Here is a 26,534-nt window from a genome sequence, read left to right as displayed (position 1 = left end):
CGCAAGGGTCCCTCCTTGCTCTTGTCATCTGTCAGGAAGCTCATGCCATCTGCCCTTACTTCCATATCGTCGCGGCCCATCACGCGGTCTTCGTCCTTCGCTGTCGTGGTTGCGATCGAATTGTGGGAGCGGTTCGGCTATTACGGCATGCAGGCTGTTCTGCTGCTGTTCATGGTGCGGCAGCTCGGCATGGCGGATGCGCGGGCCAATCTGCTGATGGGGGCCTTCGCGGCCATGGCCTATGCCTTGCCGGTGGGTGGGGGGTGGGTAGGCGACCGGGTGCTGGGGACGCGCCGGACCATGCTGCTGGGGGCTACCTGCATGATGGGCGGCTATGCCGCGCTGGCGGTGGCGACGGTGCATGTCGGGCTGATGACGGTGGCCATGGCGCTGATCGCGACCGGCAACGGATTTTTCAAGCCCAATGCCGCCAACCTGGTGCGCCGGATCTATGAGGGCGATGATACGGCGCTCGATTCCGCCTTCACGCTCTATTACATGGCCGTCAACGTCGGCTCGACCGCGTCGATCCTGCTGACGCCCCTGTTGCAGGACCATTTCGGCCCTGCGGCGTCGTTCGCCACCTGTTCCGCCGGGCTGGCGTTCGGTCTGTGCGTCTATGCCGTCCTGCGCAGTCGGTTGCGCCATGTCGGTTCGGCGCCCGATTTTGCGCCGCTGGCCGCAGGGCCGGTGGGTGGGTTGCTGCTGGGCATGGTGGGGGCGATCGTGGGGTTGCACCTGATTCTGGATCGGCCGGCGGTGGCGCGGGCCTGTGTGTGGCTGGCCGCGCTGTCGGTCCTGGGTATCTGGGCGATGATCTATCGGCGGGCGGTGCCGGCGCAGCGGCCGGGGTTGCGGATGGCCTACATGCTGTCGATCCAGGGCATGATCTATTTCGTATTCTACCAGCAGATCGTGACCTCGCTGACCCTGTTTGCCTTGCGTGCGGTGCGTGGTGACGTGACGCTGGGCGGGGTGACGCTGTTCCATATGTCGGCCGGCCAGTTCCAGGCCCTGAATCCGATCTGGATCATGGTGGCCAGTCCGATCCTGGCCTTTCTCTACCGGCGCCTGGCCCAGCGGGGGCGCGACCTGCCGATCGCGCGGAAGTTCGTGCTGGGATACAGCCTGGTGACGCTGGCCTTCGTGATCTGGTGGCTGGGGGCGCTGTCGGGTGGGGCGGGGCTGGTTTCGCCCTGGTTCATGATTGCGGCCTATTGTGCCCTGGCGGTGGGTGAATTGCTGGTCGGCGGGCTGGGGCTGGCGGTGATCGCGCGCTATGTGCCCGCTGCCATGGGTGGGTTCATGATGGGGTCGTACCTGCTGTCGATGGGGGTGGCGATGTATGTCGGCAGCATGGTCGCCAACCTGGCGGCCGGTGCCCCCGCGCATCCGGCGGCGGGGGCGGAGGCCTATGCCGGCCTGTTCCTGACCCTGGCTATTGCCGCCGGCACGATCGTGATCCTGTTCGCGGCATTACTGCCGCTGACGCGGCGGTGGGATCGCCAGCATGTGCGGGATTCGGCTCCTTTTTCAGCCTAGTCCCTGGCTTTCAGAGGCTGGCTTCCAGAACGCGGCGGCTGACTTCCAGCGTTACGTCCTGATGTTCGCCCAGTGCGGTCATGCCGTGCTGTGCGAGTTGGCCGATCACGCCGTCGATCGTCTCGGTGCCGAGCCCGTAGGCGGACAGGCGGGTGGGGATATCCAGGCTTTCGAAGAAGGCGCTGGTGCGCGCGATCGCGCTTTCGATCCGCTCGTCCTCGGTGCCGTCGCGCAGGTTCCAGACCCGCTCGGCATATTGCAGCAGCTTGCCGCGCTTGGCGTCCTTGCGGACCCGCAGCATGGCGGGCAGGACGATGGCCAGCGTGCGGGCATGGTCGATATCGTGGCGCGCCGTCAGTTCGTGGCCGATCATGTGCGTCGCCCAGTCCTGCGGCACGCCGGCGCCGATCAGCCCGTTCAGCGCCAGGGTCGCGATCCACATCAGGTTGGCGCGCAGATCGTAATCATGCGGGCTGGCGATGACCTTCGGCCCGATTTCGATCAGGCTCAGCAGCAGCCCTTCGGCGAAACGGTCCTGCGCCATGCCGCCGGCCGGGTAGGTCAGATACTGTTCCATGATGTGGGTGAAGGCATCGGCCACGCCGTTGGCGACCTGCCGCACCGGCAGGGTGTAGGTCTTGGTGGGGTCCAGCACCGAGAAGCGCGGGAAGACGTGGGGGCTGCCGAAGGCGAGCTTCTCCCGGGTTTCCGTGCGGGAAATGACGCTGAAACTGTTCATTTCCGACCCCGTGGCGGGCAGCGTCAGCACGCTGCCGAAGGGCAGGGCGCCGGTCACATCCGCCCCATGGGTGCGCAGGATGTCCCACGCGTCGCCCTTGTAGTCCACGGCGGCGGCAACGAATTTGGTGCCGTCGATCACCGATCCGCCGCCGACCGCCAGCAGGAAATCCAGCCCTTCCGCACGAATGGTGGCGACCGCGCGCATCAGGGTCTCGTAGGTGGGGTTGGCCTCGATGCCGCCGAATTCGCGCACCGTCCGCGTGCCCAGGGCTGCGCGGACTTCGGCCAGCGTGCCGTTCTTCTCGGCGCTGGAGCCGCCATACAAGACCAGCACGCGCGCTTCGGACGGAACATGGTCGGCAAGCTGGGCGATCGTGTCCTTGCCGAAGATGATGCGGGTCGGGTTGTAGAATTCGAAATTCTGCATGGTGTCTCCTTGCCGTCGGCGTGGCCGGCGGAAGATCGGGTCAGGCGGACAGGCCGAGCATCCGACGGGTGGCCGTCATGGCGTCGTCGAACGCTTGACGGTCGCGGGTGAATTTCGCCAGCAGCGTCGCCCCCAGCCAGAGCTGGTAGAGGGCGGCGGCCAGCGGGCGGGCATCCTGCGTCACGGGCAGCGAGCCGTCCTGCTGGCCGGCCGCGATGAAGCGGGCCAGACGGTCCACGACTTCGGTGGCGCCGTCCTGCAGGATCAGGCGCATCCGCTCCGAAAGGTCGCAGACCTCGGCGCCGAGTTTGACGGCCAGGCAATGGTCGTGGACCGTGCCCGCGATATGCGCATCGCGCCACTGGGCCCAGTAGGTCATGAAACGCTGGCCGGCGGTGCCGTCGCGCTGGTCCAGCAGCGCGTCGATCCGGGCGAGATAGGTGGTGAAATACTGCTCCAGCAGCGCCTCGCCGAAGGCCTCCTTCGAGGCGAAGTAATGATAGAACGAGCCCTTGGGGATCTCTGCCGCGCAGAGGATCTCGTTGAGGCCGACCGCCGAGAAGCCTTTGCTGCCGATGATCGGCCGTGCCGTGTCCAGGATATGGCGGCGGACATCGTGATGGACGGATGCTGCGTTCATGAGGGGAGGCTATCCTGAATTAGACCGGTCGTCTAGTTGGGTGTCGATCCGCGCAGCGCGCGGCGGGTGATCGCCGGCGCGCATGTCGAACGGGCGCTAACGCCATAATGCGGCGAGGAGCGGCACCAGCAGGGCGGTCAGCAGGCCGTTCAGCCCGATGCCCAGGGCGGCGAAGGCCGCCCCGACCTCGTCGAGGGCTGCGACCTGGGCGGCCGCGATACCGCTGCCGGCGACGCCGGCAGCCAGGCCGTGTGCCCGCCAGTCGTCGATCTGGAAGCGGGCGAGCATGTGCCGGCCGATGATGGCCGCCAGGATGCCGCCCAGGATTGCCAGCGAGGCGGTGAGCGCGGGCACGCCGCCGATCTGGTCGGACACCGCCATGGCGATCGGCGTGGTGACGGCCTTGGGCGCCATGGACAGCGCGACGCTGCGCGACCCGCCCAGCAGCCAGACGATGCCCACCCCGCTGATGACCGAGGTGAGCGAGCCGGCCAGCAGGGCGAGGCCGATGCTGGAGAGATGGCGGCGGACCAGGGCGAAATTCTCGGCCAGCGGTACCGCCAGCGCCACCGTCACGGGGCCGAGCAGGAAATGGATGAACTGCGCGCCGGCGAAATAAGTGTCGTAGGACGTGCCCGTGCCCAGCAGGGTCGCCCCCACGATCAGGATCGCGATCAGCACCGGGCTGGCGAAGGGCGAGCCCCCGCAGGCTTTCTGCACCTGGCGGCCGATGACATAGGCCGCGAGCGTGACCACCAGCCAGAGCAGCGGGGTGGCGGAAAGGGGCGTCCAGAGATGATGGAGAGCGGCGTTCATGATGCGCGTCCCTGGCGATCGGTATCGTGCGCGTGGGTGGGGCGCAGGGTCCAGTGCATGACCAGCGCGGTCACGATCAGGCTGAGGATGGTCGAGCCGGCCACGGCGACGAGGATCGGCAGCCATTCCTTGCGGATGACCCCGGCCTCGGCAATGATTCCGACGCCGGCGGGCACGAACAGCAGGCCCATATTGGCGATCAGCCCCTCGGCCGCCGGTTTCAGCGGCGCGGGTGTCCGGTCATTGCCGGTGCGCCGGGCCCGAAGGCCGAGTGCGAGGGCCAGCAGGAACATGCCGATGACCGGGCCCGGGATCGGGAGCTGAAACGTGGCGCGCAGCAATTCGCCCAGAAGCTGGCATCCGACAAGAATGAGCATCGCCGACGTCATCATGGTCTCCACTGGTGTGGGCCCCTGCGGGAGAGGCCGGTCCGGACGGGATAACAACATGATCGCGAAAATGCGACAGCGGAGACGGGTTCGTGCGCCGCTGGCCTGGGGAAAACATGCTATCCTCCAACTGACGCGGAAGGATGGCCGCCATGGACGATCTGCCGATCAGCAAGGCATTCACGCTGCTGGAGCCGGGGCCGGTGGTGCTGGTCACGACCCATGACCGCCACCGGGACAATGTGATGACCATTTCCTGGACCATGGTGCTGGATTTCTCGGCCTCCTTCGCCATCACGACGGGGCCGTGGAATTATTCCTTCGCCGCGTTGCAGCGCACGAAGGAATGCGTGATCGCGATTCCGACGGTGGACATGATCGATACCGTCGTGGGGATCGGGACCTGTTCGGGGCAGGATATCGACAAGTTCGCGACATTCGGGTTGATGCGTGAGCAGGCCCATCGGGTTCGCGCGCCGCTGATCGGGCAATGTCTGGCGCATATCGAGTGCCGGGTGGTCGATTTCATCGAACGCTACAGCATCGTGGTGCTGGAGGGGGTCGCGGCCCATATGGATGCCGCGCGGCAGGAGCGGCGGACGATCCATGCCATCGGCGACGGCACCTTCGTCGTGGACGGGCAGCGGATCGACCGGCGGGAGATGATGCGGTCGAAACTGCCGGATGGCGTTTGAAGATTTCTCTTTTCAAAAAGACGGAAACGCCCGGCACACGTGATTTTGACAATCCTCGCCGCTGCCTGTCATAACGGTATCGCACTGACAGCGTAGCCGGCTGGAGAGACACGACAGGATGACGACGGGCCAGACTGCTTTCACGCGGCGGGACATGCTGCGGGCCATTGGCCTGATCGCGGGTGCGGGGGCGATGTACCAGGCCATGACGGCGCTTGGTCACGCGGCGGAATCGCAATTTACCGGCGCGCCCGACCTGTCCGGGGCGCCCCGGGGGGCGAAGGTGGTGGTGCTGGGCGCCGGCCTTGCAGGATTGCTGGCGGCGTATGAGCTGGAACGGGCCGGCTATGCGGTGCAGGTGCTGGAATACCAGAACCGTCCGGGTGGGCGGAACTGGACCCTGCGTGGGGGCGACACCTATACCGAGCTGGGCGGTGCGACGCAGACGGTCCGGTTTGCGCCGGGGAATTACCTCAATCCCGGTCCGTGGCGGATTTCGCACCATCATCGTGCCATCCTGCATTATTGCCGGGCCTTCAATGTGCGGCTGGAGCCGTTCATTCAGTTCAACAACAATGCGTTCGTCCATTCCACGCATGCGTTCGGCGGCAGGCCGCAGCGCTACCGGGAGGTGGCGGCGGATTTCCACGGCAATGTGGCGTCGCTTCTGGCCACGGCGGTCAATACCGGCGGGCTCGACCACGCCGTGACGCAGGAGGATCGAGAACGGCTGCTGGAGGCCCTGAAAGGGTGGGGGGCGCTGGACGACTCTCTCGCCTATCGCAAGGGGCTGCCTGTGTCGGGGCACCGCGGCTATGCCCGGCCGCCGGGGGCCGGGGCCGATGGCGCGCCGCTGCCTTCGGACCTGCTGCCGTTTCATGACGTGCTGGACCCGGTGGTGTGGAAGAGCATGACGTTCTTCACCAGCTATGACATGCAGCCGACCATGTTCCAGCCCGTAGGGGGGATGGACATGATCGGCAAGGCCTTTGCCAGTCGCCTGTCGCACCAGATCACCCTGAATGCCAAGGTGACGGGTATTGCGCAGGACGAAAACGGCGTGACGGTCCGCTGGGCCGACACGCGGTCGGCCGAGATGCATGAAACGAAGGCGGATTGGTGCGTATGCACGCTGCCGCTCAGTATCCTCTCGCAGATCGATATTCAGGTGTCGGCGGCCAAGAAGGCTGCGATCAGCGCCGTGCCGTATGCGTCGCACGCGAAGATCGGGCTGGAATTTCGCCGGCGGTTCTGGGAGGAGGATGAGGCGATCTATGGCGGCATCAGCTTCACGGATCAGGAAATCGCTTTGGTATCCTACCCCAATGACAATTTCCATGCCGCGGGACCGGCGGTTCTGCTGGGGGCGTTTGCCCTGGGGCGCGGGGGATATGACCTGGCGGGGATGACGCCGGAAGAGCGGATCGAGGCTGCGCTGAAACAGGGCGAGAAGATCCATCCGCAATATCGGAAGGAATTCCTGAGCGGTGCCTCCGTGGCGTGGAGCCGCGTGCCGTGGATGCTGGGGTGCCGCGCGCGCTGGAGCGAGGCCGACCGGGCCGCGCATTACCAGAATCTGGTGTCCATGGAAGGAAGGATCGTGTTGGCCGGTGATCATGCCTCTTACATGGCAGGCTGGCAGGAGGGGGCCTTGCTGTCATCGCTCGACGCCATCCGGCAACTTCATCATCGTGCGACGGCCGTATGAGGCGGTTGGTTCTGGCCCTGCTGCTGGCCTGCGCCTGGGGCGCGGCCGGCCCGGCGCGGGCGCAGGCGCCGTCGGCCGATGGGGGCGAGATCTACCGGCAGATCTGCCAGGCGTGCCACATGCAGGGCGGAACGGGCGCGATCGGGGCGGGCAGGGTGCCGGCGCTGGCGCATAATGCCCGCCTGGCGGTGGCGGCCTATCCGGCGACCATCGTGGCGCAGGGGCATGGCGGCATGCCGTGGTTTTCCGACATTCTCTCGCCCGCGCAGATCGCGTCCGTGGTGAATTACGTGCGGACCCATTTCGGCAATCATTATCAGGATGCGCTCGATGCCCAGACCGTTGAAGCGATGCTGGGGCCGAAGAAAGTGGACGATCACTGAGAGGCTGACGGGCTGATCAGGCCGGGCAGGATTCGGGGGGCAGGGCGAGGGCCGGGTCGTGCAGGAAATGCGCGTCGGTCAGCGCCCGCAGGAAGGATTCCAGAGCCGCTTCGTCGTCATCCGGGAGCGCCTGTCCGTGGGCGGCGATGGCCGCACGCAATGTGGGAGCCGTGCCGTCATGCAGATAGGGTGCAGTGACCGCCACGTTGCGCAGGGAGGGGGTTCTGATCCGGGCCGGATGGGTTGGGTCGATTGTGTGGAACCGCATGTCGGTGAGCAGGGCGCCAGCGTGGCAGGCGGCGCAGTGTTCGCGCCCGAAGAACAGGGCTTGGCCGCGCGCGGCCTCCGGCTCCAGCCTGGCTTGGCCCTGCCGGGCCTGATCCCACGCGCTGTCGCGCGAGACCAGCGTGCGTTCGAAGAGGGCGACCGCCGTTGCGATGGAGACGGCGTCGATGCGTCCCTGGGCGCGGGGGAATGCTCGGGCGAAGAGGTGGCGGTAGCAGACGTTGCCGGCGATGCGCCCGACCAGCGTGGCGCGGTCGGGCATGCCCATTTCCACGGGATGATGGCCTATCACGGGGATGAAGAATTGCCGATCAAGGCGCGTGACGTGCTGGTCGATCCAGGTCAGGGTCGAAAACGCGCCGACATTGGCCAGTGACGGCACGTTGCGTACGCCCGGCTGGTCGGTCACGCCGGGATGGGTGCGGTTGCCGTCGGCGAAGGCGTGGCGCTGGGCGTGGCAGGTGGCGCAGGACATGCTGCCATCCGCCGACAGGTCGGCGTCATAGAACAGCCGGCGCCCGAGCTGCACGCCGGCTTCCTGCGCTGTCAGGGAGGGAGTGGTTGCCCGGGCAGGATCTGGCCGACACCAACATTCACTCTACATCTCAATATGATTCTATGATTGGAAATATGTTGAGAATAACCCATAGTAAACTACCTCACTCCACCCAATAAAGAACATCGTTCGATAGATTGATCGCCTCCAATGGAATTCTACCATTTGAACACCTCTAAGAACTTCTCTGTTTGGCGTGAGCTATGGTGAAGTGATGGTGAACTGATGGTGAAATGGTGGGGATAAGCGATGGCGAGCCAGCCGGGATTTTTCGAGGTTGACGATCGGCTGGAGGCGCTGTCTGCAAAGGGCGACGCACTGGAACGTTTAAATGTCATTGTTGATTTTGAACGGTTTCGTCCCCTGATCCCGGCGATCCCGCGCCAGGAAGGAAGCAAGAGCAGCCGACCGCCCTACGATCTGGTTTTCATGTTCATGGTCCTGATCTTGCAGGCGAACCACTCGCTGTCGGACGAACGGACAGAATTTCTGATCAAGGACCGCCTGTCGTTCATGCGCTTCCTGGGCCTTGGTCTCTCTGAGCCGGTTCCGGATGCGAACACGATATGGATGTTTTCGCGAAGCACTGGCCCGTTCTGGCGTCAAACATGCCTTCACCTACGAGAAAGGGTCCGTCCTTGCGTGAGGCACATCATAGATCGCCACAAGGCCAGAAGCCGGCGCGACTGCGCTGTCTGTTTCGTCGCCCGAGCCAGAACATGAAGGGTCTCAGCACCATAATCGTCACGAAACACCAGCGCCTTGCCCATCCTCATGAATCACATTGCGCCTCTCATGTTACCCCACGAACCCGCATCATTTGTCGAAGTAAAGCCAAATTGGTATAATACCGAGTTTTATGAAAGCGCGGACCATTCCATAAATTCAGGATAGGCTCGCGATCCATTCTTTCTCGGCCGCCCTGAGCTTGGCATTCAGCGCCTCTCACGCTAATTTCTGTTAGAAGCTCGGGGGCGTGCAGGCACTGATGACCTGACACGCTTCCGACCCCACACAACGAAAGCGATGCGGACGACGGCTTTCGAAATAATAGGCATCGCCCGGCCCAAGGATCTTGCGTTCATCGTCGACCGTGACCTCCAGTCGGCCCGACAGAATAATGCCCCCCTCTTCTCCGTCATGAATCAGGGGGACCTTCCCTGTATCCGAGCCCGGCTGATAGCATTCCTTCAGCATCTGAAGACTGCGACCGAACAGATTGTCGCCGACCTGTCGGTATGAAATCGTCCCCTTGCCGATTTCCGTCAATTCCTCCGATGCGTAGAACACCCTCCTGGGACGATCGGGTTCAAGAGCAAAGAATTCGGCCAGTCCGATCGGAATTCCATCAAGAATGCGCTTCAGCGCACCCACGGACGGGTTCGACGAGTTGGACTCTATCAGTGAGATCGTCGAATTCGTGACGCCTGTCCGTTTGGCCAGTTCCCGCTGCGACAGATTATGGGCCAAGCGAAAATGGCGCAGACGATTGCCGATATCGACCGACATCTTGTTCCGTTCCCGGTGTTGAATATATCGCAAATCTAGGCATGACGCTCACGCCAATTCAAGAGGTTGCGCGCGAGGAGAAAAGGACTTGTTCACACGGCCGGAATCGTTGATCCCACAGGCTCATTCATGGGAGCCCGGCATGAGCCCGACCGCGAAAACGAATATGCCCGTTCTGGATAATTTCTGGATGCCCTTTACCGCGAACCGGCAATTCAAGGCGGCGCCGCGCCTCCTGGCCGGTGCCGAAGGCATGTATTATACCGACGTCGATGGCCATCGGGTCATGGACGGTACCGCGGGGTTGTGGTGCGTCAATGCGGGCCATGGCCGTCGGCAGATCACCGACTCCGTCACCCGCCAGCTTGCGACGCTGGACTTCGCCCCGACCTTCCAGATGGGCCATCCGATCGCCTTTGAATTCGCCGAGAGGCTGGCCGCGATCGCCCCTGGCGGCCCGGCGGCCGGGCTCGACCGCGTGTTCTTTACCGGGTCCGGCTCGGAATCCGTGGAAACGGCGCTGAAAATTGCGATCGCCTATCAGCGGGCCATCGGCCAGGGCACACGTACCCGCGTCATCGGTCGGGAAAAGGGCTATCATGGTGTCGGCTTCGGGGGTATCTCGGTCGGCGGGCTGGTGAACAACCGCCGGGTCTTTCCCCAAATTCCCGCCGCTCATTTACGCCATACGCTCGACATCCCGCGCAATGCCTTCTCGAAGGGGCTGCCGCGGCATGGGGTCGAACTGGCGGAGGATCTGGAACGTCTGGTCGCGCTGCACGGCGCCGAGACCATCGCCGCCGTCATCGTCGAACCGATGTCGGGATCGGCGGGTGTCGTCCTGCCGCCTAAAGGCTATCTGGAGCGGCTGCGCGCCATCGCCGACCAGCACGGCATTCTTCTCATTTTCGATGAAGTCATTACCGGCTTCGGGCGGCTGGGCACCCCGTTCGCGACGGATTATTTCGGCGTGGTCCCCGATCTGGTCACCACCGCCAAGGGCCTGACCAACGGTACCATTCCGATGGGCGCGGTCTTTGCCAGCCGCAAGGTCTATGATGGTCTCATGACCGGGCCGGAACAGCAGATCGAACTCTTTCACGGCTACACCTATTCCGGCCACCCGGTCGCCTGCGCGGCGGGTCTGGCGACACTCGACGTCTACGCCGAAGATGGACTCCTGACGCGGGGCGCCGAACTCGCCACCTATTGGCAGGACGCCCTGCACAGCCTGGTCGACCGGCCGCATGTCCTCGATATCCGCAATCTCGGACTGGTCGGCGCAATCGAACTGGCCGCGCGCGACGGCGCGCCCGGAGCGCGCGCCTATGACGTCTTCGTCGATTGCTTCCGCAAGGGCCTGCTCATCCGCGTCACCGGCGACATCATTGCCCTCTCTCCGCCCCTGATCGTCACGACGGATCATATCGATACCATTGTCTCGATTCTCGGCGACGTAATCACCCGCGCTGCCTGACGGAGAAGCCTTCGTCAACGTCATTCACACGAAAGGAACGCCTATGCCCCTGATGAAATTCCACGTCCTGAAGGGACGGACACCGGCAGAGATCGATCAGCTTCTCGATGCCGCCCATGAGGCGATGCTGCGTGCGTTCAAGGTACCGGCCCGAGACCGCTATCAGATCCTGGTCGAACACGAGCCCACGCATCTGCGCGCGCTGGATACCGGCCTCGATATCCCGAGAACCGAGAAATTCGTCCTGCTCGAAGTCGTCTCGCGGCCACGCAGCCGCGAGGCCAAGCTGGCTTTCTACGAGATCCTCTGTGCCGAATGGCAGGACAAATGTGGAATCGCACCGTCGGACGTTATGATCTCGTTTGTCCAGAATACCGACGATGACTGGTCTTTTGGTAACGGTCGTGCCCAGTTTGTGACGGGTGAATTGTAATCTTCCAACCATGCGCGGATGACAAGACCGATGGGAATAGCCTTGCACGGTCAAAGTGCCTGGGCAAGCGCCGCCATTGGCAACCGGTCGTGACGATATAGAGGATCACCTCCATGACGCGGCGCAAATCAGTACGTCGCGGCCTCCCCAGTCGTTTCCGCTCGGGCATCAGTGGCGCAAGCAGCGCCCATTCCGCATCGCGCAGGTCGCTTGCATACTCCAGATTGTCCTCGCAATACTGCGCACGGGCGATTTCAGTCTACGTCCTGTCTGCATTCAGGGACTTCTTTTGAATTGAAGTTCAGATTCAGGGTTGCCGATGGAGGACGAGCCTTTCCAACGCTTCCGACGGATCGCCCTGCGATGCGAAAAGACACTCACCGCCATCATGGGCTTCACCCATCTCGCATGCGCCATGATCTGGCTACGCTGAAGGCAGACAGGACCTGGGCCATCTTGATCGCATCAGGTTCTCGCAAACCCACGGATCAGTCACAGGTGATGTGACGGCAACAGGGTCGGATCTGAAAGCGATTTCCGAACCGTCTCATACAGCTGTAGCACCGGCGCGGTAAAGACATGCCGGTTGCGGGCGACCAGCACCAGTTCTCGCGCGGGCAGCATCTCGCGAACCTGAATCGGCACCAATGTCTCTGCAATGGCGCGATGCGTGAACGACGCACTGGTCAACATCGTCACGCTGTCGGTGTTCACGGTCAGGAGATGCGCCGTCACCGTGGCCGTACATTCCGTCACCCGTTCGGGAAAGCGCAGCCTCTCCTGGGTAAACAAGCGGTGGAACGGCGCGGTCACATCGTCGCGCGGATCGTGGACCACCCATTCCTGGTCCAGCAGATCACGCATCGACCGCGCCTCACGCAGCGGATGCCCCTTGCGGCAGGCCAGCAAAGAGGGAATATGCCGTAGCAGCACACACTCGTCTGGCCGGCTATAGGCAGGCATCTGTGAACTGAGGGCGAAATCGAGCGTACCGTCGCGCAGTTCCTGCATCAGCTGGCTGGGACGCATTTCCAGAACCCGTAGACGGATCTTCGGATTACGTCGGCGAAATTCTATGATACAGTCACCGACTTCCTTCATGATCGAAACGACCGGGGTGATACCGATCGTCGTCGTGATGTTCCCGGAATCCTCCGCTTCCAGCAGGTCGTCCTTCGCCCGGCGCACGCTTTCATTGATGAAGCGGGCATGCATGACCAGCCGCTGCCCCTGCGACGTCAGACGCGCCCCCTTGTTCGATCGTTCGAAGAGCGCGATGCCCAGTGACGATTCCAGTTCCTTGATCGCCTTGCTCAGCGCGCCCTGGGTGATATTCAGCGTCTCGGACGCGGCATTGAAGCTCCCGGTTTCGGCCAGCGCGACGAGTGCGCGCAAATGGTGCAGCTTCACCTGGCCCTCCTCTCGGTCGCATCGCTTGCCCTGCTCCCGCGACGACACGACAAGCCGCCGGGAGCGTAACAGAACCCTAAAGGCCCGAAGACCATGTCACAAGACACGACCGGACGGAAAAGGCGACCGTGCCACCAGCCCGCATTTTCAATCAGGGTCTCATACTTCGGGAACCAGGTCGAGCGACGGCGAGACATCCGCCGGAATCGGGCAGACATAAGAGGCCCTACGCAGCTTGTCCGCCAGAGCCGAACGGGCCGCCTCCAGCAGGCCGGGCTGGGTCAGCACCTCGATGGCGGTGGCAGCCATCAGTTTCGCCACATGGATCATCCCCGTATGCGCAAGCGAGGATTTTCCCTGGGCCACCATCTGCCAGGAATGGAGCGCCGTCCCGATGGCACAGGTCGCGCCGAGGGCCTGCACGGTCGGCACCTGCCAGCTCACATCTCCGACGTCGGTTGACCCCATCATCCCGCCGGGCGACTGCCCCTCCGGCAGCAGGGGCGGCACCACGTCACAGACCACCAGTTCTTCGCTCCCCCGGACGAGGGGCGCGAGCAGCCGGCGAGCGGTCTGCAATTCACCTTCCGAGAAGGTCTTCCGCATCTCTCGGGCAACAGCGCGATCGGCCTCCGAGAACGGCGGCGGCCCCAGGCGCTCCAGGCATCGCTGCATCGCCTGCTCCAGCGGGCGGTTGGGCAGCAGCTCCGCCATGCCGCTGATCACGCGCGACGACATCGTCGTCTCCGTCATCATCGCGGCTCCTTCCGCGATTCTCCGTACCCTTCCGGCCAATTTCAGCATTTCGTCCAGTTCCGTGGCGCGGACGGAATAGGCCAGAACGGCGCGGGACTGCACGACATTCGGCGCGGTGCCCCCCGCATCCACATAGGCATAATGGATCCGCGATGTCGGCAGCATATGTTCACGCAGGTAATTCACCCCGATATTCATCAACTCTGCAGCATCCAGTGCCGACCGGCCCAGAAAGGGAGCGGCGGCGGCATGGGCGGCCCGCCCGACAAACGTGAAATCAATCCGCTGCGAGGCCAGCGATGCGGCGGGTGCCACGCCCGCTATCCAGAACGGATGCCACGAGATCGCGATATCGACGTCATCGAACACGCCCTCACGCACCATGAACCCCTTTCCGGCGCCTCCTTCCTCCGCCGGGCACCCATAATACCGTACCCGGCCGGGCGTGCCGGTGGTCGCCAGCCACTCCCTGACGGCATTCGCGGCCAGCGCGGCGCCAGCACCCAGAAGATTATGTCCACACCCATGACCGTTGCCATCACCCGACAGGGGCTTGCGTTCCGTCGCGCCCGCCTGCTGGCTCAGTCCCGGCAGCGCGTCATATTCCCCAAGAAAGGCAATGACCGGCCCGCCCTCCCCAGATTCGGCCATGATGGCAGTCGGCAGTCCCCCCACATCGATGGTAACGCGGAAGCCTTCTTCCTCCAGCCGCCGCTTGTGCAGCGCGACCGACCGGTATTCCTTGTAATTGAGTTCCGGCGCCTCCCACACGGCGTCGCTGAGGGCGGTAAAGCGCTGGCTGCCGGCATCGACCAGCCTCCAGATCGTCTCGCAATTGTCGCTCATGACATATTCTCCTTCCAGTATTTTCTCTTTTTTAAAGAATGTTCAGAAATTGAATCCGAACCGGCCGCCGATGAAGCGCGGTGGAGAAGGCATGTAGTAATAGGTGGTGGTTTCCATGCCCGCGCTTACCTCGTAATGGCGCTGCAGGATGTTGGAGGCATAGGCGGTCACCGACCAGCGGCCGGAAGCAGGCCGGAACGTCATATGCGCACCCAGCAGGAAATATGACGGCATCAGGAACATGCCGGAGGTCACGCCGGGCGACATTGCCTGCGCGCCGCGATAACTGCCGTCGACGGCGGTGACCCATTCATATCCGTTCAACGGATTGAACCGGTATTCTGCCGTTCCACTCATGGAAAGTTTCGGCATGCCGGTATCGGTCCCGGAATAGTCGGTATAGAAGGCCTGCCACACACCACCGTGGGTCTGAGCATATGCGGCGACGGCCGTCGTGTTAAGCGTCTGGTATATCTGGTAGTTTCCACGCTGGTAACCAAGATTTCCACTAAGGAAGATATGCCTGAAAGGATGGATTTCCGTATTCAGTTCAATCCCCCAGATCTGTGATTTTGGCGCGTTCATGAACATTCCCAACGGCCCGTAATTCGGTACGAGGAGCGTCGTCAGCACCTGCTGGTCGTGGTAGTCGTAATAGAATGCGGCCCCGTTCAGGCGAAAGACATTCGGAACGATATCGCTCTTGAAGCCCACCTCATAAGCCAGCAGCGTTTCTGGCTTATAGGGTGCAAGTTGCGCCTGGATCACGGTATTGTTCGCGGTAAACCCTCCGGGCTTGAACCCCTTGCTGACCTTGAAATAGGCCATCAGGTTTGAGACAGGCTGCCACTGCACGCCAACAACGCCGCTGAACTGGTTAGCAGACGTCGCTTCATTGTTGAAGTTCAGAGTGCTGATCCCGAAATGCCTCGTGGCCAGTCCCAGAAGCTGCCGGTCGTCTGCCTCATGCGTGATGCCGCCAAACAGGGTAACGTTATGCGGAAATCTGTACGAAAGATGCGCAAACTGCGAAAATGTCTGCTGGTTCTGCTGGTACGAGGTTTCGGACAAATAGCCGCGCTGCGGCAGATATTGCGTGAAGTCCATGAAGAATTGCTGCGCCATGCGGACGCGATCGTAATAAGCCCCGATGCTCCAATGGAAGGGGCTCTGCTGATGCGCCGATTTCAGGCTGAGTTCCTGCGAGAACGTGTTGGACACGACGTTGCGGTACTGGTCGCCGGTCGCATATTGCGTGGCATCCTGGTCGGTATACTCGCCGATCCGCTCGGTCTCGAACGCGCTGATGCTGCTCAGCGTGGCAAAGCCGAGTTGCCGCGACATCTTCAGGTCGGCGCCCCAGAACGTGTTATGTTCCGAAGGCTTGATACTGGCTGAACGCCCGAACAGGGCGGCGAATTGCGGGCGCAGGTCCCATTCGGCCTGGTAGAACCCCATATTCGGGCTCGGCCCGACCGGTTGGACGTTCAGGAACGGCTTTCCCGTTACAACCTGGGAGTCGTCCTGCACCCAATGGCCCGTCAGCATGATGTCGGTCTTCTCGTCCGGCTGCCATCTCAGTTTCGCCCTCAGCGCCCCTTCGTTGGCATCTCCCAAGTGCGATCCATCCAGCGGCATGCTCTGCCATCCACCGCCCTGCTGTGCCTGCCCGGCAATGCGGAATGAGACGGTGCGCGACAGTGGACCGGAAACATGGAAATTCGTGCGGTTGCGCGCGTAGCTGGCAATGTCTTCCGACAGCCCGCCATGCCATGTCGCCGTGGGATCAGCGGTGTGGATGTTGATTTCACCGCCAGTATCGGTCTGGCCATGTTCCGTTCCGACCGGACCGGGCGTGACGTCGACCGAAGCAAGGTCGAACATCATGCCATTGCTCATCTGCCCCAGCGGAAACGCAACACCGTCGATATAGGTCATGACCGACGACATGGCGTTCTGCGTGTAATCGTTCATGCCGACGCCGCGCAGCAGGTAATTGATCGTCGAGGTTCCGTTCATGCTCTGGATCGTCACGTTCGGCAGCAATTGCTGCAAGTCGGCGATGGTGACGACATTGCGGTTGGTCAGTTCCTCGGCGGTGATGCGGGTCGCGGAATCCGCACTATGCTGCGCCTGGGAAAAGCGGAAGGCCCGGCGCGCGCCGTTGACATCGACCGTCTCGCCCACCGCGACCGGCAGGCGGGTATCCCGGGCCTTTGCTCGTGCGACGACGGTCGGCTGGCGCCCAGGTGCTGTGGTGGAAGGGTGGGCAGAGCGAACCGGCTTTTTCGGTCCCGCTGCCGCCCGTGCCGAAATATCCGACATGATCGTACAGCCGAACAGCATGCAGAAAATAGCGGCGCTTTGTCGCGAAGACATGACCTATCCTTTACCCTTAGCGAGGTTTCGCAATCCCCGAAAACGAGATGATCCGAATGATCTGGTGAATGGAGCCGAGCGAAGCTCTGCGGCGATTCAGGCGGGCGGTTTGGGCCAGGCGTGTTGTGCTGGCCGCATCAACTCCCAGGCGCGTGCCAGGCGAAGCACGCCGATATCGTCGAACCGGCGCCCGGCAATTTGCAGGCCGATAGGCAGGCCGGCTTGCGTGTAGCCACAATTGATCGCGGCCGCTGGCTGTTCCGAGACGTTATGAACGCAGGTGTAGGCGATATCGTACATCAGCCCGGACTCGGGGTTCGCACACCAGGATTCAGCGGCAAATGCGGGCACGGGCGAAACGGGGGACAGGACGAAATTGAACCGGCCGGTCACCTGCGCCGTGCGCTGGCGCATCGCCAGGACGTTTTGGTAGGCCCGATAGAACGCCTTTCCGCCGATAGCAGGCTGTTTCAGGAGGGCTTCGCGAAGCTGTGGGTGTAACCTCGCCTGCTGTTCTGGTGCCAGATCCTCCAGATCTACCGCCGCCCGGATATGCATGAAGGTGCTGAACCCGTCGCGCATGGCGGGTTCGATCCAGTTCTCGACCAGTTCCACATCGGCACCATGCGCCTCAAAGGTTCGGGCGGCGCTCGTGACGGCCGCCTCCACCTCCGGGTCCAGGCACAGGCCGCTGCCGGGGTCCAGAAGCAGGCCCAGACGCAACCCCTTCAGGCTGGCATGCGCCAGATCGCTCCAGGCCACAGGTTGGAAAGGGAGGCTCATGTAATCGCGGTCATCCGGCAAGGACATCACCTGCATCATGGTCGCCGCGTCGGCCACATCCCGCGTGATGGGGCCCGTGACACGAAAGAAATAGGGCGGCAGGTGCGGCACGCGCCCCCAGCTCGGCTTCAGTCCGAATACGCCGCAGAAACCGGCGGGAATACGGATCGAGCCGCCGATATCGGTACCGACATGCAGCGGACCGTACCCAGCGGCGGCGGCGGCGGCGGCACCGGAACTGGAGCCGCCAGGGGTCTTGCTCGGATCCCACGGGTTGCGCGTTAGCGGATGGAAGCTGGACGGCGAGGCCGCCAGCAGACCGAAATCCGGCATGGTGGTCTTGGTAACCAGAATGGCGCCGGCTTCCCGCAGCCGCGCCATCGGCGGCGCATCCTGCGTCGCCGGCACCAAGTCCGTCGCCGCACTGCCCAGCGGGGACGGCACGCCCTTGCTGGCGATGTTTTCCTTCACGGTGACCGGCACGCCATCCAGCAGACCCAGCGGCGCATGATCGCGCCAGCGGGCCTCGGAGGCGCGCGCCTCCGCCAACGCGGCATCGGCGCTCATGGCATAGGTGGCGTGAAGGGCCGGCTCCCATGCCTCGATCCGCTCCAGCACCGAGCGAACCACCTCGACGGGCGAAAGCGCGCCGCTGCGATACCGTTCCACCAGGCAAGCAGCACTCAGTTCGGCCGGCGAACCGGTCGTACATGTATCGTACATCTCAATTTCCTGAAGCTATCGTAGAATTATTATATTCGTTTTTGATTTCTATTCCGTATTTTCAGACGGAAAGAAAATGACCGTCATCATACTGACCATCATGGCCGCGAACAGATACCAGGCGGGGGCCATGACATTGTGGGTGACGGCGATCAGCCAGGTGACGATCATGGGGGCGAACCCGCCGAAAATCGTCACGCCGCAACTATAGGATATGGACATTCCGGCAGCCCGGTGGCGACAGGGAAAGGCTTCGATCATCAGGGCGGTTCCCGCTCCCGTTCCGATGGCCCCCGTTGCAAAAAATAACGCCATGACTGAGAGAATAATGAATGGCGACGCTCCCGATGCCAACAGGTGAAACAGCGGAAAGATCAGCAGCATCTGGAACACCCCAAGCCCCATTGGCAAGGATTTGCGCAGCCCCAGCCGATCGGCGAGGCGCCCACCCAGCGGTCCGACGACAAGGATGGCCAACCCGGCGATGCAGGGCACGGAAAACGCGATGGTCTGGGAAAAACCGAGCGAACGCACCAGATAAACCGGCATGTAATAGATCATGATATAGGTGGACACCGTACTCCCGGCCATCAGCAGAATCCCCTGCAACAACGTCTTCCATTCGCTGACGAAGATGCCCGACCAGCGGACGGGGACAGCCTCCGCGGGAGGCGCCGATTCGCGCAGGGTGCTGCGAATATAAAGGCCGAGCGGCCCGATCAGCAGGGCGATCAGAAACGGAACGCGCCAGCCCCAGGCCTGCATAGAGGCTTCGGACATCAGTCCATGTACCGATACACCGACCAGGGCGCCGAAAAGCGCGGCCCCGCCCTGACTTGCCGCCTGCCAGCTCACCAACTCGCACCGACGGTCACGACTGGCGCTCTCAAGCAGCAAAGTCGTGGCGGTCCCGATCTCGCCCCCCGACGAAAAGCCCTGAAGCAGACGCCCGATAACGACCAGCAGCGACGCGGCGATGCCGAATTGCGCATAGTCCGGCGCGAACGCGATGGCGGCGGTTCCCACAACCATCAGGCCGATCGTCAATGTCAGAGCCGGCTTGCGGCCATGGCGGTCGGCATAATGGCCGATGATCGCGGCGCCGAACGGCCGGGCAAAGAAACCCACGCCGAACGTTGCCAGCGCGACGAGCAACGAGAGCAGCTCGCTGCCGTCAGGAAAGAATGCCCGCGCGATATAGGTGGAGAAAAAACTATAGACGGTAAAATCATAAACTTCCAGGGCGTTTCCTAGTACAATCGCGATAATGGTGCCGATTGATGACGTCGCGGAGGACCTGCTTCGGAGGTCTGTGACCTCTGCTTCGGCGACGGTCATCATGTTGCCAATCATATCGGTGCCTTTTCATCATACTTCAATTATTGCCATATCGATATGGACTCGATGTGTCATCGTAATTTTATTCATGGGTATGAATAACGAGATCTGCCGCGCCCGATCCCCAGCGCCATCAGAGCCTCCACCACACCCGCGCGGCTGGCCAGTGGACTTGCCCCGTTAAAACGGAGAGACGTTGGTTCGATTAGCCGCCATTTTCTCGAACTGGATGGGGCTTTGGAAGCTCACCCACTCCAGCCGTGTGCCGAGATCGGCTTCCATCTGCGTCATCAGCTCGCGCGTGAAGTCTGTCAGATCCTCCATCCGGTCGGCGTCCTCCGGAGAGACAATGAACCTGAACTGATGCCGGTCCTCGGCGCCACGTTCGAGGAAGGCTTTCGCATCGGCGCGGTCGGTTTCCGCGCCATACAGGACGCCACGCTCGCCATCGCGGGAGGTGCCCTCGCGCTGGATGTAACGCAGGTGCGCGGCGACCCCGCCTCCCTTCCCGGCCTGACGCACCACCTGCGCCTTCACGGTCACACGCCGGGCACCGGACACCTGATGCCGCCAGCCGGCGATCCGCGCGCACGAACGAAGGACGCGACACGCCCGCGACCTACGCCACGGGTGGAACCGGAACGCGCCGCGCTTCCCGTACGAACGGACGCGCCAGACTCAGAGCCTGAATCAGAAAGCGGTCTGATTGATTTTCCGCAGAACTCTGCGGATATGGGCGATCATCAACCATGCGTGGGATGACGAGATTGTTGCCTCGACATCCTTCGTGAGACGGCGGCAGCGCCCGAGCCATGCAAAGTTGCGCTCCACGATCCAGCGTTTGGACAGGACGACGAAGCCTTCGGCCCGATCGCTACGCTTGACGATCTCGATCGTCCATCGGCCGAGTTCAGCCAGCGCACCACGCAACTTCTCGCCGGCATACCCTCCGTCACCGATCAGATGGCGAAGCCAGGGGAACAATGAGCGTATCCTGGTCGCTACCAGCGGCGCGCCGTCACGATCCTGAACGTCGGCGGGATGCACGACAGCCGCCACGACATGACCCAGCGTGTCGGTCGCAATATGCCGCTTGCGTCTGACCTTGCCCGCAACATGCCCTCAGTTCTGAGTTAGGGTCTGTGGGTTGCTGTATGCCTTGCTGGCGTGTTGAGCGAAAGCCTCTGGCGAAAACCCTGAACTATCCCGAGGACAGGCAGGAAGCCTCCGAGGCCATCCGCGCATTGATCGAGAAGATCGTGCTCCATCCAGGCAAGGGTCGGGGCGAAATGCACGCCACGCTGCAGGGCAAACTGGGCACGCTATTGGATTTCGCCGCCTCACGCGGTCAGGGAGCTAAAAACACGAACACTCCCGGAGCCAGGGCTTCGGGAGTGTCGGTATCGGGTATTGCGGGGGCGGGAAGCCAGAATGCGGCGAGGGGCCGCCATGCCCGGGGGCGGGTCACGGAACCGGCACCACCATGATTTCGATTTCGGGCTTGCCGCTGCCGCTGAGCTGGATGATGGCGCGCCCGGCCGGCAGCGGGAAATCGACCATCTTGCCGATTCCGCTACAGGCCGGCCCACGCTCGTGGTGGGTGGAGCCCACGGCGGCACCGTCGTGCACCAGGTCGAGCCACGCGCGGGTGCCGAGCATGATCCGGTAGGTGCCGGCCTTCGGGGCGTCGAAGGCGACCATTCCGCCGGAACTGACCGAGCCGCCGGGCTCGTCGGGGCGGAGGGCGTAGCTGACATCCGGCGTTGGTCGCAGGGCCACCAGCACGGCCTGCCCTGGCGGGAGGACGGCATGGTCGAGCGCGGATACTGTGCCGGCGGCCGCGAGGTGAGATGGGGATGCCCATCCGCGCAGATCGTCGGGCAGGGCCGGCTTGTCCGGCGTGCAGGCGGCTGGCGGCGCCGGCGGGTCGTCCGCCCGTGCGGGGGAGGAGAAGGGGAGGCCGAGCAGCAGGACGGCCAGAGGCGGGATAACGAATGGTTTCGCGGTTGCCATGATGCCTTTCCGCATTCCTCTATCGCTTTGGGTCCGTAGCCGGATTCTATACGGATATCGCCGAAACCCGAAATGAAAGCCTGCCGGCCGTTCCGGGCACGGGCCGGGCTGCACGGATTCGGCAGGACTCCAGCGCCATCGGCCGCCTGCATGGAGTCAAGCGTGAATCGTCGTCGAGCTGTGAATTGTTTGGGCCGATGGCGCCATGTGACAGTACGGTAGAATCACGGAGATTCGGCGTTGCCGCTCTTGACGGCGCATAAATGGCGGAAGACCGGGTTTTTTTTGATGGGGGGCGATGACCCGCCGCCGGCGATTATCCACAGATTCCGGGGGTACCCTTCTGGATAACTCTGTGGATTGCTTGTCCGGAAACAGGCGTGATCGCGACGAATCCCGCTTTTCTTGGTTTGTTCCGGCGTGGCGGGTGGTGCCGGATGGTTTCCCGTTTTTTTTCGATCGGCTGTGAATGATTTGCTGCCTGGGGCAGTCATAAAATTGACATGGAATCAAGACCCTTTTCAGGGGTGGATGCAATCATGCTGAAATCGGCGGAAAACCGCCATTTTCACGATGCTGTCCCGTCGTGGGGCGGCGAGGATTATCCACAGATTCCGGGGATACCCCTCTGGATAACTCTGTGGGCGGATGGAGCTGAGGCTTGAATCCGAGGGGCCTTGCCCTGTTCTTCCCGGTTTGTTCCCGCGCCCGTGTGTTCGGGCCGGTTGCGGGAGGAGGCGCTGTAAAAAAGGCCGGACCCGAAGGCCCGGCCGAGGGGGTTTTGCACAGCGGGTTGCTCTTATCCGATTGTCGGACGCGATGATTGTGAAGTAATGATTACGTCGTGATGTAAGCGGGGCCGCCCGTTTTCAGTCCTGTTCGGCGGGGGGAAGGCTGTGCGGGAAGGCGGCGGGGCTGAAGAAGCCCAGCAGGATGCCGCCGAAGGCCACCGCGATGGCCAGCGGGGTGAGGACGCCGAAGCCGGCATGGGTCAGCACCTGGCCGCCGGCCGCCGACCCGAGCAGGATGCCCACGTTGCTGGCGGCATTGATCGCGGCCCCGGCCACGTCGGGGCGGGTGGCGCGGGCGCGGATGGCCCCGGACATGACGAAGAGGATGATGGCCGAATAGCCGATGCACCACAGCCCCACGGCGCCCACCGCCGCCCAGCCGGACAGGATGTGCCCATACATCAGCCCCATGCCGATCAGCATGGCCAGGCCGCTGCCCAGCAGGCCGGCGCCGGGGTTGCGGTCGACAAACTGCCCGGCCCCCCACAGGCCGAGGATGCTGACGCCGCCCGTGAGCAGCAGGGCGATGCTGAGGGTGCCCGCCGTCAGCCCATGGTCGAGCAGCAGCGGCGCGACATAGGTGTAGAGCAGGTTGTGCGCGAAGAAGAACACGGCATCGACCGCCACCACGATCAGGAAGATCCGCATCACCCTGCGGGAGGCCATGCCGGGCAGGCTGCTGCGGACATTCGGGGGCGAGGAGACCGGCGGCAGGAAAAACGCGATGCACAATGTCAGTACCGCCGCCAGGGCCGTCATGATGAACATGGCGACGCGCCAGCTTGCCACGTGCCCCACCGCCGCCGCCCCCGGCACGCCCAGGATCGCGCCCAGCGAGGTGCCGCCATAGACGAAGGAAATGGCCCGTCCGGTCATGTTCTGGGGTACCAGGCGCGCCGCATAGGCGGACGTGATCGACATCAGCAGCGCATGCGCCAGCCCCCCGATCAGCCGGCCGGCGCATACGAGCAGGAAGGTGGGCGCCAGCGCCACGAGCAGGTTGGACAGCACATAGCCCGACAGCGAGACGAGCATCAGCCGCTTGCGGTCGATATGGGCGGTCATGATCGTGAGCGGTACCGCGCCGAGCGCCACCATCAGGGCGAAGGCGCTGACGGCCAGCCCGGCATGGCCTTCCGGGATATGGAAAGTCTGCGCCATCTCGATCAGGATGCCGACGGGAGCCACTTCGCTGGTCAGGGCCGTGAAGGTGCAGGCAAACAATGCCCAGAGGCCGATCACCGCGCTGGTCGGCAGGGTCTTGAAAAGCATGGGGACCTGTTTCGCATACGGAAATTGCGGAAAAGCGTCGATTCCTGCAAATCTTTCTGGCATTCCCCACACCGGAACGGAATAGGCTGCTTTCGAGGGGCTGGAACTCGCCCGTAGGGCGGGATGGGGTCAATCGGTTCCGTTGTCGCGGGCGGCGGTTTCCAGCAGCCAGGCGCGGAAGGCCTGGAAAGGGCCGTAGCTGCCGTGGTTCGGGGGGTAGGCCAGGTAGTAGGCGCCGTCGCTATGGAGCGTGCCGCCCGGCAGTTCGACCAGGCGGCCGCTCCGCAGCAGGTCTGATACCAGAAAACGCGGCAGCAGGGCGACGCCGGCCCCGGCTGCGGCGGCCTGTGCGATGAAGGTGAACTGGTCGCACAGCATGCCGTGGACCTTCAGCGCCTCCACCCCCTGGGCGGCAAACCATCGCTCCCACGCATCGGGGCGGGAGACCAGGTGCAGCAGCGGAGCGCCCAGCAGGTCGGCCGGGGTGCGGAAGGCGTGGCGGGACTGCAGGGTGGGGCTGCAGGTGGCGACGACCTGTTCCGGCATCAGGAAATCCATGTCCGCGCCCGTCCATTCGGCCGCGCCGAAATGGATGGCGGCATGGAGCGTGTCGCCCGAGAAATCGAAGGGCAGGGGGCGGGACATCAGGTTGACGGTGATGTCGGGATGGGCGCGCATGAAATCCGGCAGGCGGGGGGCCAGCCACTGGCTGCCGAAGGTGGGCAGCACGCCCAGATTGACGGCGCCGCCGGTGGGATTGGCGCGAAAGCCCAGGGTGGCGGTGGCGATATGGCGCAGGGCCTCGCGGACCTCGCGCGCATAGGCCTCGCCCGCCAGGGTCAGGCGCACCGTCTGGCGGTCGCGGACGAACAGGTCGGCGCCCAATTGCTGTTCCAGCGCGCGGATGTGGCGGCTGATCGCGCTCTGGGTCAGGTGCAGTTCCCGCGCGGCGGCGGTGAAGCTCTCCAGCCGGGCCGCGGCCTCGAACGAATGCAGGAGCAGGGTGGGGGGCAGGAAACGTCGCGGGGTCGCCATGTCAGCCCGTGGATGCGAAGGGGGAATGGCGCGCGGAGTGCGCGGTCATTCCAGATCCGCATGATGTCAGTTTCCTTTATCGTTTGAAAGGCGGGCCGTCGTCGCGAATGATATGGAATCGGAATAACAGGCCGCGCCAGGGGCGCCCGACAGGGTGGGGACGTGTGGTGGACAAGACCGGGATGATCGGCGCGGATGAGATCCGGGCCCGTTTCGCGCGGGCGATGTCGGAGATGTATCGCCAGGAGGTGCCCCAGTATGGCGCCCTGACGGAGCTGGTCGCGCGGGTGAATGCGCAGGTTCTGCGGGACGACCCGGCCCTGAAGGCCCGGCTGGAGGCAACCGGCGCGCTGGCGCGGCTGGATGTGGAACGGCACGGTGCGATCCGGCTGGGCACGGCGGCGGAACTGGCGACCATGCGCCGGCTGTTTGCCGTGATGGGCATGGCGCCGGTCGGATATTACGATCTGTCGGTTGCGGGCATTCCGGTGCATTCCACTGCCTTCCGGCCGGTCGATGAGGCGGCGCTGGGGCGCAATCCGTTCCGTGTCTTTACCTCGCTGCTGCGGCTGGACCTGATCGCGGACGTGGCCCTGCGCGCCGAGGCCGAGCGCATTCTGGCGGCGCGGCGGATCTTCACGCCCGGCGTGCTGGCGCTGATCGGGCAGTGGGAGGCCGAGGGTGGGCTTGGGGACGCGCAGGCGGACCGGTTTGTCCGCGAGGCGCTGGAGACGTTCCGCTGGCATCGCGAGGCAACGGTCAGTGCCGCCACCTATCGCCGCCTGCATGACGCGCATCGGCTGATTGCGGACGTGGTGTGCTTCAAGGGGCCGCATATCAATCATCTGACGCCGCGCACGCTGGATATCGATGCGGCGCAGGCCGAGATGCCGCTCTACGGCATGCGGGCCAAGGACGTGATCGAGGGGCCGCCCCGCCGGGCGTGTCCGATCCTGCTGCGCCAGACCAGTTTCGCCGCGCTGGAGGAGCCGATCCTGTTTCTCGGGGCGGGCGATGCGGGCGAGGACGGGCGCCATACCGCCCGGTTCGGCGAGATCGAGCAGCGTGGCATGGCGCTGACCCCGAAAGGGCGGGCGCTGTATGACCGCCTGCTGCGCGTGGCGCGTGACGACGGGCCGGAGGATGTGCCGTATGGGGCGCGGCTGGAACGGGCCTTTGCGCGGTTTCCCGATACCGAGGACGAGCTGCGCGGGCAGGACCTGGCCTATTTCCGCTACGACCTGACGGGTGGTGCGTCGCTGCCGCCCGGCCTGTCGGCCGAGGCGCCGATCGGGGATCTGGTGCGGTTTGGGGTGGTGGTGGCCACGCCGATTACGTACGAGGATTTTCTGCCGGTGAGCGCGGCGGGGATCTTTCGCTCCAATCTGGGTGGTTCGGGTGGGGCGGAGTATGCCGCCAGCGCCGACCGCGCGGGGTTCGAGGCCGCCCTGGGCGCCGAGGTGCTGGATGAGTGCGCGCTGTACGCGGCGCTTCAGGACCGATCCATCGCCGATGTCCGGCAATGTCTGCGTGATGCGACTGCCGCGTGATTGAAGGCCGTTGGGTCACCCGCAAGGAAAAGAGCAC

22 protein-coding genes and 4 pseudogenes are annotated in these 26,534 nt (G+C 63.7%); 9 read left to right on the top strand and 17 right to left on the bottom strand.

All coding sequences use genetic code 11. The features are described 5' to 3' along the window. Positions 1 to 42: 42 nt before the first annotated feature. Positions 43 to 1,542 (top strand): peptide MFS transporter, encoded by a 1,500-nt coding sequence (locus HLH36_RS00255; protein WP_182984535.1) that lies wholly within the window; start codon positions 43 to 45, stop codon positions 1,540 to 1,542. A gap of 10 nt (positions 1,543 to 1,552) precedes the next feature. Here the strand turns inward: HLH36_RS00255 and HLH36_RS00250 are convergent, their stop codons facing one another. The 4 genes from HLH36_RS00250 to HLH36_RS00235 all read right to left on the bottom strand — a co-directional run bounded on the left by HLH36_RS00250 (position 1,553) and on the right by HLH36_RS00235 (position 4,543). Then, on the bottom strand, positions 1,553 to 2,710 hold the full coding sequence (locus HLH36_RS00250) for an iron-containing alcohol dehydrogenase (RefSeq protein WP_182984534.1): 1,158 nt from the start codon (positions 2,708 to 2,710) through the stop codon (positions 1,553 to 1,555). Between the two features lie 40 nt (positions 2,711 to 2,750). Continuing rightward, positions 2,751 to 3,350 carry a TetR/AcrR family transcriptional regulator gene (locus tag HLH36_RS00245; RefSeq protein WP_182984533.1) on the bottom strand — a complete coding sequence of 200 codons (600 nt, stop codon included), beginning with the start codon at positions 3,348 to 3,350 and terminating at the stop codon, positions 2,751 to 2,753. A gap of 96 nt (positions 3,351 to 3,446) precedes the next feature. Then, entirely contained in the window at positions 3,447 to 4,166 is a 720-nt protein-coding gene (locus HLH36_RS00240; RefSeq protein WP_182984532.1) for an LrgB family protein, read from the bottom strand. Further along, positions 4,163 to 4,543 carry a CidA/LrgA family protein gene (locus HLH36_RS00235; protein ID WP_220792643.1) on the bottom strand — a complete coding sequence of 127 codons (381 nt, stop codon included), beginning with the start codon at positions 4,541 to 4,543 and terminating at the stop codon, positions 4,163 to 4,165. Before HLH36_RS00235 ends, HLH36_RS00240 begins: the two co-directional genes overlap by 4 nt. Before the next feature lie 164 nt (positions 4,544 to 4,707). Between HLH36_RS00235 and HLH36_RS00230 the strand changes: the two genes are divergently transcribed. The 3 genes from HLH36_RS00230 (at position 4,708) to HLH36_RS00220 (ending at position 7,341) form a co-directional block, all read left to right on the top strand. Next, a complete protein-coding gene (locus tag HLH36_RS00230; protein ID WP_182984531.1) occupies positions 4,708 to 5,250 on the top strand; it encodes a flavin reductase family protein in 543 nt (180 codons plus the stop codon). Positions 5,251 to 5,368: 118 nt separating this feature from the next. Then, on the top strand, positions 5,369 to 6,958 hold the full coding sequence (locus HLH36_RS00225) for a flavin monoamine oxidase family protein (RefSeq protein WP_182984530.1): 1,590 nt from the start codon (positions 5,369 to 5,371) through the stop codon (positions 6,956 to 6,958). Continuing rightward, entirely contained in the window at positions 6,955 to 7,341 is a 387-nt protein-coding gene (locus HLH36_RS00220) for a c-type cytochrome (protein WP_182984529.1), read from the top strand. The genes HLH36_RS00225 and HLH36_RS00220 overlap by 4 nt, the downstream gene beginning before the upstream one ends. A 16-nt stretch (positions 7,342 to 7,357) precedes the next feature. On the opposite strand, the gene HLH36_RS00215 is transcribed toward HLH36_RS00220, so the two are convergent. Further along, positions 7,358 to 8,155 (bottom strand): cytochrome c peroxidase, encoded by a 798-nt coding sequence (locus HLH36_RS00215; protein ID WP_182984528.1) that lies wholly within the window; start codon positions 8,153 to 8,155, stop codon positions 7,358 to 7,360. Between the two features lie 276 nt (positions 8,156 to 8,431). On the opposite strand from HLH36_RS00215, the pseudogene HLH36_RS00210 reads away from it, so the two are divergent. After that, positions 8,432 to 8,786, top strand: a pseudogene (locus HLH36_RS00210) (transposase); the annotation flags it as partial. A 356-nt stretch (positions 8,787 to 9,142) separates the two neighbouring features. Here HLH36_RS00210 and HLH36_RS00205 read toward each other — a convergent pair. Next, positions 9,143 to 9,691: a cupin domain-containing protein gene (locus tag HLH36_RS00205; RefSeq protein WP_182984527.1), complete on the bottom strand. Its 549-nt coding sequence runs from the start codon at positions 9,689 to 9,691 to the stop codon at positions 9,143 to 9,145. A 142-nt stretch (positions 9,692 to 9,833) separates the two neighbouring features. On the opposite strand from HLH36_RS00205, the gene HLH36_RS00200 reads away from it, so the two are divergent. Both HLH36_RS00200 and HLH36_RS00195 read left to right on the top strand, forming a co-directional pair. Further along, positions 9,834 to 11,168 (top strand): aspartate aminotransferase family protein, encoded by a 1,335-nt coding sequence (locus HLH36_RS00200; protein WP_182984526.1) that lies wholly within the window; start codon positions 9,834 to 9,836, stop codon positions 11,166 to 11,168. A gap of 43 nt (positions 11,169 to 11,211) precedes the next feature. Then, entirely contained in the window at positions 11,212 to 11,601 is a 390-nt protein-coding gene (locus tag HLH36_RS00195) for a tautomerase family protein (protein WP_182984525.1), read from the top strand. A gap of 52 nt (positions 11,602 to 11,653) precedes the next feature. Here the strand turns inward: HLH36_RS00195 and HLH36_RS00190 are convergent. Continuing rightward, positions 11,654 to 11,854: pseudogene (locus tag HLH36_RS00190) on the bottom strand (transposase); the annotation flags it as partial. Between the two features lie 84 nt (positions 11,855 to 11,938). Here HLH36_RS00190 and HLH36_RS00185 point away from each other — a divergent pair. After that, positions 11,939 to 12,034, top strand: a pseudogene (locus HLH36_RS00185) (IS5-like element IS711 family transposase); the annotation flags it as partial. Positions 12,035 to 12,093: 59 nt separating this feature from the next. Here the strand turns inward: HLH36_RS00185 and HLH36_RS00180 are convergent. From HLH36_RS00180 to HLH36_RS00135, 10 genes and pseudogenes are all read right to left on the bottom strand, one after another. Then, positions 12,094 to 13,011 carry a LysR family transcriptional regulator gene (locus HLH36_RS00180; RefSeq protein ID WP_182984524.1) on the bottom strand — a complete coding sequence of 306 codons (918 nt, stop codon included), beginning with the start codon at positions 13,009 to 13,011 and terminating at the stop codon, positions 12,094 to 12,096. Between the two features lie 159 nt (positions 13,012 to 13,170). Continuing rightward, on the bottom strand, positions 13,171 to 14,613 hold the full coding sequence (locus tag HLH36_RS00175) for an amidohydrolase (protein WP_182984523.1): 1,443 nt from the start codon (positions 14,611 to 14,613) through the stop codon (positions 13,171 to 13,173). Positions 14,614 to 14,655: 42 nt separating this feature from the next. Then, positions 14,656 to 16,992, bottom strand: a complete 2,337-nt coding sequence (locus tag HLH36_RS00170; RefSeq protein WP_246376248.1) for a TonB-dependent receptor — start codon at positions 16,990 to 16,992, stop codon at positions 14,656 to 14,658. Positions 16,993 to 17,088: 96 nt separating this feature from the next. Continuing rightward, positions 17,089 to 18,498, bottom strand: coding sequence for an amidase (locus HLH36_RS00165; RefSeq protein WP_182984522.1), 1,410 nt, complete (start codon positions 18,496 to 18,498; stop codon positions 17,089 to 17,091). A gap of 48 nt (positions 18,499 to 18,546) precedes the next feature. Then, the gene (locus HLH36_RS00160; RefSeq protein WP_182984521.1) at positions 18,547 to 19,839 is read right to left on the bottom strand and encodes an MFS transporter; all 1,293 of its coding nucleotides are present in this window, start codon (positions 19,837 to 19,839) and stop codon (positions 18,547 to 18,549) included. A 177-nt stretch (positions 19,840 to 20,016) separates the two neighbouring features. Then, positions 20,017 to 20,379 carry a hypothetical protein gene (locus tag HLH36_RS00155; protein ID WP_456305447.1) on the bottom strand — a complete coding sequence of 121 codons (363 nt, stop codon included), beginning with the start codon at positions 20,377 to 20,379 and terminating at the stop codon, positions 20,017 to 20,019. Between the two features lie 147 nt (positions 20,380 to 20,526). Then, a pseudogene (locus HLH36_RS00150) lies at positions 20,527 to 20,958 on the bottom strand (IS5 family transposase); the annotation flags it as partial. Positions 20,959 to 21,300: 342 nt separating this feature from the next. Next, positions 21,301 to 21,849 carry a hypothetical protein gene (locus tag HLH36_RS00145; protein WP_182968048.1) on the bottom strand — a complete coding sequence of 183 codons (549 nt, stop codon included), beginning with the start codon at positions 21,847 to 21,849 and terminating at the stop codon, positions 21,301 to 21,303. A gap of 869 nt (positions 21,850 to 22,718) precedes the next feature. Next, complete coding sequence (locus tag HLH36_RS00140; RefSeq protein ID WP_182984520.1) at positions 22,719 to 23,912, bottom strand: MFS transporter; 1,194 nt, start codon at positions 23,910 to 23,912, stop codon at positions 22,719 to 22,721. Positions 23,913 to 24,041: 129 nt separating this feature from the next. After that, the gene (locus HLH36_RS00135; protein WP_182984519.1) at positions 24,042 to 24,947 is read right to left on the bottom strand and encodes a LysR substrate-binding domain-containing protein; all 906 of its coding nucleotides are present in this window, start codon (positions 24,945 to 24,947) and stop codon (positions 24,042 to 24,044) included. A gap of 164 nt (positions 24,948 to 25,111) precedes the next feature. On the opposite strand from HLH36_RS00135, the gene hglS reads away from it, so the two are divergent. Next, a complete protein-coding gene (hglS, locus tag HLH36_RS00130) occupies positions 25,112 to 26,497 on the top strand; it encodes a 2-oxoadipate dioxygenase/decarboxylase HglS (protein ID WP_338030358.1) in 1,386 nt (461 codons plus the stop codon). Positions 26,498 to 26,534 lie beyond the last annotated feature (37 nt).

The organism is Gluconacetobacter aggeris, assembly GCF_014174395.1.
Taxonomy (GTDB): Bacteria; Pseudomonadota; Alphaproteobacteria; order Acetobacterales; family Acetobacteraceae; genus Gluconacetobacter; species Gluconacetobacter aggeris.
This window is presented reverse-complemented; position numbering and strand designations above follow the sequence as displayed.